General features: G+C 71.8%; 8 protein-coding genes. 3 read left to right on the forward strand and 5 right to left on the reverse strand.

What is annotated here, in order from left to right:
• Positions 1–2: 2 nt before the first annotated feature.
• The 5 genes from metH to OG444_RS00480 all read right to left on the reverse strand — a co-directional run bounded on the left by metH (position 3) and on the right by OG444_RS00480 (position 9,674).
• Positions 3–3,479, reverse strand: coding sequence for a methionine synthase (gene metH, locus OG444_RS00460; RefSeq protein ID WP_327260130.1), 3,477 nt, complete (start codon positions 3,477–3,479; stop codon positions 3–5).
• Positions 3,476–4,456 carry a carbohydrate kinase family protein gene (locus OG444_RS00465; protein ID WP_327260131.1) on the reverse strand — a complete coding sequence of 327 codons (981 nt, stop codon included), beginning with the start codon at positions 4,454–4,456 and terminating at the stop codon, positions 3,476–3,478. Before OG444_RS00465 ends, metH begins: the two co-directional genes overlap by 4 nt.
• 173 nt (positions 4,457–4,629) lie before the next feature.
• Complete coding sequence (metK, locus tag OG444_RS00470) at positions 4,630–5,838, reverse strand: methionine adenosyltransferase (RefSeq protein WP_327260132.1); 1,209 nt, start codon at positions 5,836–5,838, stop codon at positions 4,630–4,632.
• Between the two features lie 47 nt (positions 5,839–5,885).
• Positions 5,886–8,063 carry a condensation domain-containing protein gene (locus OG444_RS00475; protein WP_327260133.1) on the reverse strand — a complete coding sequence of 726 codons (2,178 nt, stop codon included), beginning with the start codon at positions 8,061–8,063 and terminating at the stop codon, positions 5,886–5,888.
• 147 nt (positions 8,064–8,210) lie between these two features.
• The gene (locus OG444_RS00480) at positions 8,211–9,674 is read right to left on the reverse strand and encodes a multicopper oxidase family protein (RefSeq protein WP_327260134.1); all 1,464 of its coding nucleotides are present in this window, start codon (positions 9,672–9,674) and stop codon (positions 8,211–8,213) included.
• A 266-nt stretch (positions 9,675–9,940) separates the two neighbouring features.
• On the opposite strand from OG444_RS00480, the gene OG444_RS00485 reads away from it, so the two are divergent.
• The 3 genes from OG444_RS00485 (at position 9,941) to OG444_RS00495 (ending at position 12,658) form a co-directional block, all read left to right on the forward strand.
• Positions 9,941–11,335 (forward strand): pyridoxal phosphate-dependent decarboxylase family protein, encoded by a 1,395-nt coding sequence (locus OG444_RS00485; RefSeq protein ID WP_405786644.1) that lies wholly within the window; start codon positions 9,941–9,943, stop codon positions 11,333–11,335.
• A 100-nt stretch (positions 11,336–11,435) separates the two neighbouring features.
• Positions 11,436–12,026 carry a hypothetical protein gene (locus OG444_RS00490; RefSeq protein ID WP_327260135.1) on the forward strand — a complete coding sequence of 197 codons (591 nt, stop codon included), beginning with the start codon at positions 11,436–11,438 and terminating at the stop codon, positions 12,024–12,026.
• Positions 12,023–12,658 carry a DUF6875 domain-containing protein gene (locus OG444_RS00495; protein WP_327260136.1) on the forward strand — a complete coding sequence of 212 codons (636 nt, stop codon included), beginning with the start codon at positions 12,023–12,025 and terminating at the stop codon, positions 12,656–12,658. The genes OG444_RS00490 and OG444_RS00495 overlap by 4 nt, the downstream gene beginning before the upstream one ends.
• Positions 12,659–12,847 lie beyond the last annotated feature (189 nt).

Consider the following 12,847-nt stretch of genomic DNA (forward strand, 5'->3'; position numbering starts at 1 on the left):
GGTCAGCGTGCGTTGAAGTAGTTGGCTTCGGGGTGGTGGATGACGATGGCGTCGGTGGACTGCTCGGGGTGGAGCTGGAACTCCTCGGAGAGGAGGACGCCGATGCGTTCGGGCTGCAGGAGGTCGGCGATCTTGGCGCGGTCCTCCAGGTCGGGGCAGGCGGGGTAGCCCAGCGAGTAGCGGCAGCCCTGGTATTCGGTGCGGAACATGCCGGCCATGGACTGCGGGTCGGATCCGCCGATGCCGAGGTCGGCGCGGACGCGGGCGTGCCAGTACTCGGCGAGGGCCTCGGCGAGCTGGACGGACAGGCCGTGGAGTTCCATGTATTCGCGGTAGGCGTCGGCGGCGAAGAGCCGGGCGGTCTCCTCGCCGATGCGGTTGCCGACGGTGACGACCTGGAGGCCGACGACGTCGGTCTCGCCGGACTCCTCGGGGCGGAAGAAGTCGGCGAGGCACAGGCGGCGGCCGCGCTGCTGGCGGGGGAAGGTGAAGCGGGTGCGCTCGGAGCCGTTCTCGCCCAGGATGATGAGGTCGTCGCCCTTGGAGACGCAGGGGAAGTAGCCGTGTACGACGGCGGCTTCGAGGAGGCCGTCGGTGTGCAGTTTGTCCAGCCAGCCGCGCAGCCGGGGCCGGCCGTCGGTGGCGATGGTGTCGGCGTCCTTGAGGCCCCACTGGCCCTTGAAGAGGGCGGTCTCGTCGAGCCAGGAGGCGTAGTCCTTGAGGGGAATGCCCTTGACGACGCGGGTGCCCCAGAACGGCGGGGTGGGGACCGGGTTGTCGGCGGCCACGTCGGAGCGGCCGGCTTCGGCCGGTTCGGTGGTCTGGAGGAGGGGGGTGTCGCGTTTGGGTACGCGGCGTTGTTTGAGGGGCGGGAGTTGGGCTCCGGGTACGTTGCGCTTGACTCCCATGAGGGCGTCCATGAGGCGCAGGCCCTCGAAGGCGTCGCGGGCGTAGCGGACTTCGCCCTCGTAGATTTCGTGGAGGTCCTGTTCGACGTAGGCGCGGGTGAGGGCGGCGCCGCCGAGGATGACGGGGTAGTCGGCGGCCAGCTTGCGCTGGTTGAGCTCCTCCAGGTTCTCCTTCATGATCACGGTCGATTTCACGAGGAGACCCGACATGCCGATGACGTCGGCCTTGTGCTCCTGCGCGGCTTCGAGGATCGCGGAGACCGGCTGCTTGATGCCGATGTTGACGACGTTGTAGCCGTTGTTGGTGAGGATGATGTCGACGAGGTTCTTCCCGATGTCGTGGACGTCACCGCGGACGGTCGCCAGCACGATCGTGCCCTTGCCCTCGTCGTCCGTCTTCTCCATGTGCGGCTCGAGAAAGGCCACGGCCGTCTTCATGACCTCGGCCGACTGCAGGACGAACGGAAGCTGCATCTGGCCGGAGCCGAACAGCTCACCGACGACCTTCATGCCCTCCAGGAGGGTGTCGTTGACGATGTCGAGGGCGGGGCGGGCCTGCAGGGCCTCGTCGAGGTCCGCCTCCAGGCCGTTCTTCTCACCGTCGATGATCCGCCGCTGCAGCCGCTCGTCCAGCGGCAGCGCAAGGAGTTCCTCGGCGCGGCCGGCCTTCATCGACTTGGTGTTGACGCCCTCGAAGAGGGCCATCAGCTTCTGCAGCGGGTCGTAATCGCCCTCACGCCGGTCGTAGATCAGGTCGAGGGCCGTGGTGACCTGCTCCTCGTCGAACCGGGCGATCGGCAGGATCTTGCTCGCGTGGACGATCGCCGAATCCAGACCGGCCTTCACGCACTCGTCCAGGAACACGGAGTTCAGCAGCACGCGCGCCGCCGGGTTCAGGCCGAACGAGATGTTGGAGAGGCCGAGGGTGGTCTGGACGTCCGGGTGAAGCCGCTTGAGCTCACGGATCGCCTCGATCGTCGCGATGCCGTCGCCCCGGGACTCCTCCTGGCCGGTGCAGATCGTGAAGGTCAGGGTGTCGATGAGGATGTCCGACTCGCGGATCCCCCAGTTGGCGGTCAGGTCCTCGATGAGCCGCTCGGCGATGGCGACCTTGTGCCCGACGGTCCGGGCCTGGCCCTCCTCGTCGATGGTCAGCGCGATCAGAGCAGCCCCGTGCTCCTGGGCCAGGCGGGTGACCAGCGCGAACCGCGACTCCGGACCGTCGCCGTCCTCGTAGTTCACCGAGTTGATCACAGCGCGGCCGCCGAGCTTCTCCAGGCCCGCCCGGATGACCGGGACCTCGGTGGAGTCCAGCACGATCGGCAGGGTCGAAGCGGTCGCGAAACGGCCGGCGAGCTCCGCCATGTCCGCGACACCGTCACGGCCCACATAATCCACACACAGATCGAGCATGTGGGCGCCCTCACGGATCTGGTCCCGGGCCATCTCCACACAGTCGTCCCAGCGGGCCTCCAGCATCGCCTCACGGAACTTCTTCGACCCGTTCGCGTTCGTCCGCTCACCGATCGCCATGTACGACGTGTCCTGCCGGAACGGCACCGTCTGATACAGCGACGCCGCACCCGGCTCGGGGTGGGGATCGCGGGTGGTCGGGGTGAGTCCGCGGACCCGCTCGACGACCTGGCGCAGGTGTTCGGGGGTGGTGCCGCAGCAGCCGCCGACCAGGGAGAGGCCGTAGTCGCGGACGAAGGTCTCCTGGGCGTCGGCGAGTTCGGGGGCGGACAGCGGGTAGTGGGCGCCGTCCTTGGTCAGCACCGGCAGGCCGGCGTTCGGCATGCAGGACAGCGGGATGCGCGCGTTGCGCGCCAGGTAGCGCAGGTGCTCGCTCATCTCGGCGGGGCCGGTGGCGCAGTTGAGGCCGATCATGTCGATGCCGAGCGGCTCCAGCGCGGTCAGGGCCGCGCCGATCTCCGAACCCAGCAGCATCGTGCCGGTGGTCTCGACGGTGACGGAGCAGATCAGCGGGACGGTGATGCCCAGGGCCGCCATGGCGCGGTGCGCGCCGATGATCGAGGACTTGGTCTGCAGGAGGTCCTGGGTGGTCTCCACCAGCAGCGCGTCCGCGCCGCCGGAGATCAGGCCCTCGGCGTTGATCTGGTAGGCGTCACGGATCTGCCCGTAGGTGATGTGGCCCAGCGTCGGGAGCTTGGTGCCGGGGCCCATCGAACCCAGCACCCAGCGCTGCTGACCGGTGGAGGCCGTGAACTCGTCCGCGACCTCGCGGGCGATCCGGGCACCGGCCTCGGACAGCTCGAAGTTGCGTTCGGCGATGTCGTACTCCGCGAGCGCCGCGTAGTTCGTGCCGAAGGTGTTCGTCTCCACACAGTCCACACCCACCGAGAAGTAGGCCTCGTGGACCGAACGCACGATGTCCGGGCGGGTGACGTTCAGGACCTCGTTGCAGCCCTCCAGCTGCTGGAAGTCCTCCATGGTCGGGTCCTGCGCCTGCAGCATCGTCCCCATGGCCCCGTCGGCCACGACCACACGCGTCGCGAGCGCCTCTCTGAGGGCATCGGCCCGGGTCTGGGTATCCGTCGTGTTCGTCGTCATATCAGCTGCCCCAGCTTCGGCTCCAGCAGCCCGGCCGCGTGCTCCCCGTACACCGTGCGGACGGTGGCGAGGAGCAGGTCGGGCTGGATCTCGTACGACTGCGAGCCCACGGCCGCCAGGACCAGCGCGGACATGGCGCAGCCGAGCTGGGCGGCGGTCTCCTGCGGGAGTCCCCAGCCGACGGCGGCCAGGAAGCCGGAGCGGAAGGCGTCTCCGACGCCGGTCGGGTCCGCGGCGTGGACGTCGGGGACGGCGGGGACGGTGAGGGTGGGTGCGTTCTTGGTGTCGATGCGGACGCCCTGGGCGCCGAGGGTGGTGATCCAGGTGCCGACGCGGTCGAGGACGTCCTCGTGGGTCCATCCGGTGCGTTCGCGCAGCAGCGCGGATTCGTACGCGTTGGTGAAGAGCCAGCGTGCTCCGGTGACGAGGCTGCGCACCTCGTCGCCGGTGAGGCGGGCGAGTTGCTGGGAGGGGTCGGCGGCGAAGGCGATGCCGAGCTCCCGGGCCTGTTCGGTGTGGCGGACCATCGCGCCGGGGTCGTTGGGCGAGACGAGGATCAGGTCGAGGGGGGTGTGGGCGTGCAGGGTGTGCAGGTCGATGCGGGCGGACTCGGCCATCGCGCCGGCGTAGAAGGAGGCGATCTGGTTGGAGTCCTGGTCGGTCATGCACATGAAGCGGGCGGTCTGGTGCTCGGCGGAGACGTGCACGGCGCCGGTGTCGACTCCGTGTTCCTTGAGCCAGACCTCGTACTCGGCGAAGTCGGGTCCCACGGCGCCCGCGAGGAGGGGGGTCATGCGCAGGCCGCCGAGTCCGTAGGCGATGTTGGCGGCCACTCCCCCGCGCCGTACCTCGAGGGTGTCGACGAGGAAGGACAGGGAGATGTGGTGCAGCTGGTCGGGGAGCAGCTGGTCGACGAACCGGCCCGGGAAGGCCATGAGGTGATCTGTGGCGATGGATCCGGTCACCGCGATACGCACGTGGACTCCTGTGAGCTGGTCTGTTGTCGGCGGGGCGGGGTGGTGGGTCGGGACGGCAGGGGCGGGCGGGGCTGCCGCTGGAGGGGTGCTGCCGGTCGCGTGAGGGGCGGGCGGGCCGGGGCGGCGGCCGTCGGTGGGCGACGGCCGCCGGTCCGGGCGGGTCCGGGGCGTGCTCAGGCGCCGGCGGCGGCCTTCAGCAGTTCGGCGCGGTCGGTGCGCTCCCAGGTGAAGTCGGGGAGTTCGCGGCCGAAGTGGCCGTAGGCGGCGGTCTGGGCGTAGATGGGGCGCAGCAGGTCGAGGTCGCGGATGATGGCGGCCGGGCGGAGGTCGAAGACCTCGGCGATGGCGTCCTCGATCCTGGTGATGTCGGTCTTCTCGGTGCCGAAGGTTTCGACGAAGAGGCCGACGGGCTCGGCCTTGCCGATGGCGTAGGCGACCTGGACCTCGCAGCGCGAGGCGAGGCCGGCGGCGACCACGTTCTTGGCGACCCAGCGCATGGCGTACGCGGCGGAGCGGTCGACCTTGGAGGGGTCCTTGCCGGAGAAGGCGCCGCCGCCGTGGCGGGCCATGCCGCCGTAGGTGTCGATGATGATCTTGCGGCCGGTGAGGCCGGCGTCGCCCATGGGGCCGCCGATCTCGAAGCGGCCGGTGGGGTTGACCAGGAGGCGGTAGCCGGCGGTCTCCAGTTTGATGCCGTCGTCCGCGAGCTGTGCGAGGACGTGCTCGACCACGTGTGCCTTGATGTCGGGGGCGAGCAGTGCTTCGAGGTCGATGTCGGAGGCGTGCTGGGAGGAGACGACGACGGTGTCGAGGCGGACGGCCTTGTCGCCGTCGTACTCGATGGTGACCTGGGTCTTGCCGTCGGGGCGCAGGTACGGGAGGGTGCCGTTCTTGCGGACCTCGGACAGGCGGCGGGAGAGCCGGTGGGCGAGGTGGATGGGCAGTGGCATGAGCTCGGGGGTCTCGTCGCAGGCGTAGCCGAACATCAGGCCCTGGTCGCCGGCGCCCTGCTTGTCGAGTTCGTCCTCGTCGCCCTCGACCCGGTTCTCGTAGGCGGTGTCGACGCCCTGGGCGATGTCCGGGGACTGTGCGCCGATCGAGACGGACACGCCGCAGGAGGCGCCGTCGAAGCCCTTGACGGAGGAGTCGTAGCCGATTTCGAGGATCTTCTCGCGTACGAGCTGCGCTATCGGCGCGTAGGCCTGGGTCGTCACCTCGCCCGCGATGTGCACAAGACCGGTGGTGATCAGTGTCTCGACGGCGACGCGGGAGGCGGGGTCCTGGGCGAGCAGTGCGTCGAGGATGGTGTCGCTGATCTGGTCGGCGATCTTGTCGGGGTGTCCCTCGGTCACGGACTCCGAGGTGAACAGACGACGGGACATGTCACTCCTGGTGGTGTGGGACGGGGTGTCGGGTCGGGCGGGGAGGGTCAGGGCCGGGCGGTGGTGGTGGCTGCGGCTGCGGCCGTCTCCAGGGTCCTGGCGAGGGCGCGGACCGGGTCGGGGTCGCCTTGGGTGGTGAGGGCGCCGCCGATCGCCACGAGGGGCGGGTGCCAGCCGTGGGAGGCGATGCGTTCGGCCACTTCGCAGGCGAGGGAGCCGGCGCCGGAGAATCCGCCCAGCAGCAGCGGCTCGCCGCGGGCGAGGGCGGGGCGGAGTGCGGCCAGGACGGTCCGTGCGTCGGCGGGCGGCGCCACGGTGGTCAGCGTCTGCGGGCCGGGGTAGGCCGCGGCGAGCGCGTCGTAGCAGCCCGGTGGTGCGTCGGGCGGTGGGACCAGGCAGATCGTGCCGGCGCCGGTACGGGCGGCCGCGCGCAGGATCCGCAGGGTGCGGGCGGCGGGGGCGGGGCGGGCGATGCGGGGTACGGGGCCGGCGTCGAGCAGGGTCAGGGCCTCGGCGACGGTGGTGGTCCCGCCGGTGGTGGCGGGCAGTTCGCGCAGCAGCAGGGTGGTCTGGGCGAGTGTTTCGGCGGCGTCGGAGTCGGTGATGCGGGTCCGGTCGTAGACGCAGGTGAGGACGAGCCCGCCGTCGGTGTCGTGGTGTGCGGTGAGGGTGAGGGGGTGCGCGGTGTGTGCGCCGATGGCCTCGGCGGCGCCGACGCGTACGCCCTCGGTGGCGAGTTCGGTGTGGACGGGGTCGTCGTCGGCGGGGCCGGTGGGCGCGTGTGCTTCGAAGGCGATGAGGGAGTCGGGGATCCGGCGGGCGCCGGCGTCGGGGCCGTGGGGGGTGGGCGGGGACCACTGGGCGGCCTGGCCCGGGGAGACCCATTCGTAGGAGGCGGCCTCCAGGGCCTGGCCGGCCAGTGCGCTCAGCAGGCGGGTCAGGGGGGTGGCGGGGTCGATGCGCACGTGCAGCGGGAGGGCGCCGCGCAGTGGGCCGGGGAGGCGTTCGGCGCCGGGGAGCGGGATGCCCCGGCCGGAGACGGCCGCCGCGAAGGTGACCGCGGGCGCGTGCGGGGTGGCGCGGTGGAGCTGGAGGGCCCAGGCGGTGTGCAGGGCGGTGCTCTCCGTCGCGCCGTGGGCCGCCGCCCAGTTCCGCAGGTGCCGTGCCTCGTGCGGGGTGAGGCGTTGGCGGGTCCGTCCGTGGCCGCGCAGCCGCGGGCGGCCGGCCGTGCGGTGCCCGGGCAGGCCGGCGGCGCCGGGCGGGGCGCCGGTGCGGGCCCAGAACGCGCGGGCCGGTGCCGGGTCCTGCCGGGCCAGCCAGCGCATGTGGTCGCGGATGTCGGGGCGCCGTTCGCTGCCGACCGGCCGTCCGTCGGCGAGGTAGGCCCGGTAGAGGGTGCGCTGGAGCAGGCGTGCGCTCCAGCCGTCGAGGAGGGCCTGGTGGTAGGTCAGGAGTACCCGGAACACCGGGCCGGGTTCCTCCAGCAGTGCGATGCGCAGGGCTGTGCCGGGCCGGTACAGGTCGAACTCGCGCATCCGTTCGCTGAGGAGCAGGGCGTGCCAGTCGGCGCTGCCGCGGGGATGGCGTTCCAGTTGCGGGGCGGCGTGCGGGTGGACGGCCAGGAGCGGGGTGGCGCCGGGCGCGGCGGGCCTGGCCAGTGCGGTGCGCAGGACCGCTTCGGTGTCGTACAGCGTCTGCCAGGCGGCGGCGAACCGCGGGGTGTCCAGCGGCCCGTACCAGCGCCAGTGGAGCTGCTCCACGTGCAGGCCGGCGCCGGGGTGGGTCATCGCGTCGAGCAGTACGTCGTGTTGGAGGGGTGTGGTGGGCGGCAGCCGTTCCGGTTCCTGGTCGCCGCATCCGGTGTGTGCGGCGCATCCGGTGGGTGCTGCGCATCCGGCGTCCGTGGGATGCGTGGCACAACCGGCGTCTGTGGCGCATCCGGCGTCTGCGGGGTGTGCGGCGGCGTGGTGTCCGCGGGCGGCGCCGGGCCGCCCCTCCCCCGCCGCGGCCCCGGTCAGCAGGTCGGACAGCCGTCCGGCGGGGAACGGTGGCGGGGGCAGGGTGAGCGTGTGGTGGTGGTCGGTGTGCCGGTGCAGTGTCGGTGTGCACGGCGGCAGCGACGCGAGGGCGGCGGTGAGCGCGGCAGGGGTGAGCCTGCCGTGGAGGTCGAGGGAGGTCGGAGGGCCGGGTCTGAGGACCACGGTCATGGCCACGGTGGCGGCCATCGGCTTCCCTCCTCTTCCCTTTCGGCTTCGGACACATGAGGACTCGTGGGGGACACGGCCGGACATGGTCTGTTGTCGAGGATTCTTCCGCCCGGTCCTCGGCCCGTCCTTGAGCGCGCATCGAGCGCGGGTCCCCCTGCCGGGTCCTTACCGGATGCGGAAGTTGGCCATCATGCCCATCGCCGAGTGGTCCAGCAGGTGGCAGTGGTAGACGTACGTGCCCCTGTAGGTGTCGAAGGTGGCGTGGAGTTTGACCGTCTCGCCGGGGAAGAGGCGGACCGTGTCCTTGAGTCCGGCCTCGGCCGGTCCGACCGGGGCGCCGTTGCGCTCCAGCAGCCGGAACTGGACCAGGTGCATGTGGAAGTTGTGCGGGACGAGCTTGTTGGCGTTGGTGACGGTCCAGATCTCCGAGGTGCCGTGCGTGATGGTCTGGTCGATGCGGTCGTGGTCCCAGACCTGGCCGTCCATGAACGCCCGCGGCTCCTGCCGGCCGTCCTCGTCCATGCTGAGGACGACGGTGCGCTGCACGGTCGCCGCCGGCAGGGGTGCGAGTGTGCGCAGGACGTCCGGTACGCGGCTGGGGTCGGGGGCCGTCCGTACGACGTCGAAGCGCAGTACCTTGCCGACCTGGTCGGGGGTGCCCGGGCCGAGGGTGTTCTCCAGGACGATCTTCGTTCCGGTGGGGTAGCGGGAGAAGTCGATGACCACGTCCGCCCGTTCGGCCGGGGACAGGCCGATGGTGTCGGTGGTGAAGGGGCGTTCCAGCAGTCCGCCGTCGCTGCCGATCTGGATCATCTGGCCGCCGTCGGACAGGCGCAGCTGGAAGAAGCGCATGTTGGAGGAGTTGAGGAGCCGGAAGCGGTATTTGCGGGCGGCGACCTCGAAGTAGGGGGTGGGGCGGCCGTTGGCGAGGATCGTGGTGCGGCCGAAGACGTCGTCCATGACGTAGACGAGCTGTCCGGCCTCGTCGAAGCGGGCGTCGCGCAGGGCGATCGGGACCTCGTACTGGCCGGCGGGCAGGGGCAGCGAGCGCTCGGTCTCGTCGGAGAGCAGGTAGGTGGCGGACAGGCCGCGGAAGACGTGCTCCGACTCCATGTGGTGGGCGTGGTCGTGGAACCAGAGGCCGGCGCCCGGCTGCTGGTTGGGGTAGGTGTACGTGCGGGAGGTGCCCGGGCCGAAGGTATCCATCGGGCCGCCGTCGTTCTCCGGGGAGACGTTGCCGCCGTGCAGGTGCACCGCGACCGGCATGGTGAGGGTGTTGCGGTGGCGGATCACCACTTTGCGTCCGCTGCGGGCGCGCAGCACGGGGCCGGGGAAGTGGCCGTCGTAGGTGAGGACTTTGGTCCGGACCCCGGGGATGATCTCCCGGGCCGCTTCCTTGATGGTGACGGCGTAGGTGTCCTGGCCGCCGGACGTGGATATCGGTGCGAGCACGGGCAGGGCCGGCATCCGCACCGTGAAGGGCGGCGGGACGGTGACCGGCTTGGTCCCGGGGGTGGCGGTGGCCTGCGCGGACCCGGCGCCGAGGAGCGGTGTCAGCCCGCCGGCGGTGAGCAGGCCGGCGCCGGTCGCGGCTACGGCTCCGCCGAGCAGGCTGCGTCTGGTGACCATGGGTTGTCCTCCTGGGAAGGGTGGGTGCGCGGGCCGCCGGGGCGGGGGCCGTTCGCGCTGCGGGCGGCCGGCGCGCGGTGCTGCTGGCGCAGGTGGCGCGCCGCGAGTGCACCAGACCCGGCTTGCGCACCGCTCGAGCGCGGATGGTGTGCGGGGTCCGGCGTTGCGCGGGCCTTGCGGGGCCTGGGCAAGGCTCCTCGTGCGTACGTACGACCGCGTACGCGTGATCGTGCCGCCGATCGGGGCGGCCGCTGGGGGAGGCACCCGTGGACCGTCACGACCTGCACGACTTACGCGACTGGCTGCCGCGCGCGCTGGGGGTGGCGGAGCGGTGGGGCGGGCAGTTCGGCCCGTACGAGAGCCACGGCGCGCACCGGGTGGGCCCGGAGGCGTTCACCGAGGCCTTCGACCGCCTCGCCAAGCGGATGGATCACAACTATCCGTTCTTCCACCCGCGTTACGCCGGACAAATGGTCAAGCCGCCGCATCCGGCGGCCGTCACCGGCTATCTCACCGCCATGCTGTTCAACCCCAACAACCATGCCGCCGAGGGCGGGCCGGCGACCACCGAGATGGAACGCGAGGCGGTCGCCGACCTGGCCGGCATGTTCGGGTTCGACGCGCACGTCGGGCATCTCACCACCAGCGGCACGATGGCCAACCTGGAGGCGCTGTACGTCGCCCGGCAGCTGCATCCGGACCGGGGGGTCGCCTACAGCTCCGAGTGCCATTACACGCACGAGCGGATGTGCCACGTGCTGGGGATGGAGGGCCACCGCATCCCTGCCGATGCGCACGGCCGGATCGACCTCGGCGCGCTGGAGGGCGCGCTGCGCGGCGGGCGGATCGGCACCGTCGTCGTCACCACCGGTACGACCGGGCTGGGGGCGGTCGACCCGGTGCACGAGGTGCTGGCGCTGGCCCGCCGGTACGGGGCGCGGGTGCACGTCGACGCGGCGTACGGCGGGTTCTACGCGATCCTGGGCAGGGCGGGCACGGGTGGCGTCGACCCGGCGCCCTGGCGGGCGATCGCCGGGTGCGACTCGGTGGTGGTGGACCCGCACAAGCAGGGGTTGCAGCCGTACGGGTGCGGGGCGGTGCTCTTCCCCGATCCGCGGGCCGGGCGGCACTTCGCGCACGACTCTCCGTACACCTATTTCACCGACGCCGACCTGCACCTGGGTGAGATCAGTCTGGAGTGCTCGCGGGCGGGGGCCGCGGCGGCCGCGCTGTGGCTGACGCTGCAGTTGCTGCCGCTGACCCCGGACGGCTTCGGGCGGATCCTCGCCGCGAACCGGCGGGCCGCGCTGCGGTGGGCGGACCTGCTGGCCGCGTCCGGGGAGCTGGAGCTGTACCAGCGGCCGGACCTCGACATCGTGACGTACTTCCCGGCGGCCGCCGGGGGCTCGCTGTCCTCGATCGACGCGGCGTCGGAGCGGCTGCTGCGCGAGGGCATGACGGCGGAGTCGGACCCGGTGTTCCTGAGTGTGCTGCGTGCGGACGCGGACGCGTTCGTACGGCGCCACCCGCGCGTGGTGCGGGACGCGGAGGCGGCGCGGGTGATCCGCAGTGTCCTGATCAAGCCGGAGTTCGAGCACTACCTGCCGGCCCTGCACGCCCGTGTGGCGCAGCTCGCGGGGGCTGCCCGGTCAACGCCCTGACCTCTTCCCGCCGTTCCCCGTTCGCCGTTCCCCGTTCCCCGTTTCTTGTCCCTGTCCGTTCTGCGTTCTGTGTTCTGTCAACCGACCGGAAGGCCCTGCCTTGTCCGCCCTGCCTGTGAACCGGCTGAACCCATCGACCGTCACCGACCTCTCCGCCCTCCTCGCCGCCTCCTTCCAGGAGGACGCGCTGACCCGCTGGATGATCCCCGGCGAGCGGCTGCGCGCCGAGCTGCTGCCCGGGTTCTTCCGGGTGTTCGTGGAACTGTCCGCCGCCCATGACGGGGTGCTCACCGGCCCGGACGGCGACGCGGTGCTGCTGTTCCTGCCGCCCGGCGCGGAGCCGGACGAGAAGGCCCTGGAGGCGGCGCTGTCCGCCGCCCTGGGCGAGCACGCGGACGCGATGCGCACCATCGCGGGCCTGCAGGAGGAACGGCATCCGCACGGCCCGCCGCACTACTACGTCTCCTTCGGGGCGGTCCGGCCCGGCCGGCAGCAGGGCGGCCTGATGTCCGGGCTGCTGGGCCGGGTGGTGGCCCGCGCGGACGCCGAGGGCATCGCCTGCTACGTGGAGGCCAGCTCCCCGGGCGGTGAGGCCACGAGCCGGCGCGCCGGCTTCGAGCGTCTGGGCGCCGACATCGCCCTGCCCGACGGCGGACCCGTACTGCGACCCATGTGGAGGGACCCCCGATGAGGGGCGACGATCTGATCCAGTCGTGGACCGCCGGCCAGATAGCCCGCGGTGAGGCTCCGGCGGAGCACCTCGGCCCGCTGCTGCGGGTCCTCGCGTGGAGCCGGGAGTTCCTGGTCTCCAGCCACCCCGAACTGGGCCGTACCGGCCCGGTGTGCCCGTACACCCAGCCCTCGCTGCGCAAGGAGCTGTTCCACCTGGCGGTGCCGTCCGCCGGCTGCGAGGACCTGGCGTCGGCGGTGGACTCGCTGCGCACCCGCCACGCGGTCCTCTCGCAGCCGCTGGCGCCGGAGGACCGCGAGCTGCTGACCATCCTCCTGGTCCTGCCGGGGTTCGACCCGACGGACTCGGTGGAGCTGGACGAACTGCAGCGCAAGGCGAAGGACGAGTTCGTGGCGGAGGGGCTGATGATCGGCCAGTTCCACCCGGTGTGCGAGGAGCCGGGCCTCTACAACGAGGCCTTCCGCCCGCTGCGTGCCCCGCTGCCCCTGCTGGCGGTCCGCAAGCTGCTGGTCTTCGATCTGCCGTTCCTGGTGAGCGACGACGCGCACATGGACCACTACCTCCAGCGTTTCGCGCCGGCGCTGCCGTCCCGTATCCGCGACCAGCTGGTGAGCCGGGTGGTGGCCGCCTGACGTATGCACGTGGACGGCGGGCCGGGGGCTTGTGTGCCCCCGGCCCGCCGTCGTCGTGTCCGAAAGCTGCTGCCGGGCTGCCCGGTATCCGGATGGAGGCTTGTCGCACCCACCGGTAACGATCACGCTTCCCCTGCCGGGCCGGCAGCTGCCGGGCCCGGGTTCGGTGTGGGGTGAGGTTCGGAGGGC

The organism is Streptomyces sp. NBC_01232 (assembly GCF_035989885.1).
In the GTDB taxonomy this organism is placed as follows: Bacteria; Actinomycetota; Actinomycetes; order Streptomycetales; family Streptomycetaceae; genus Streptomyces.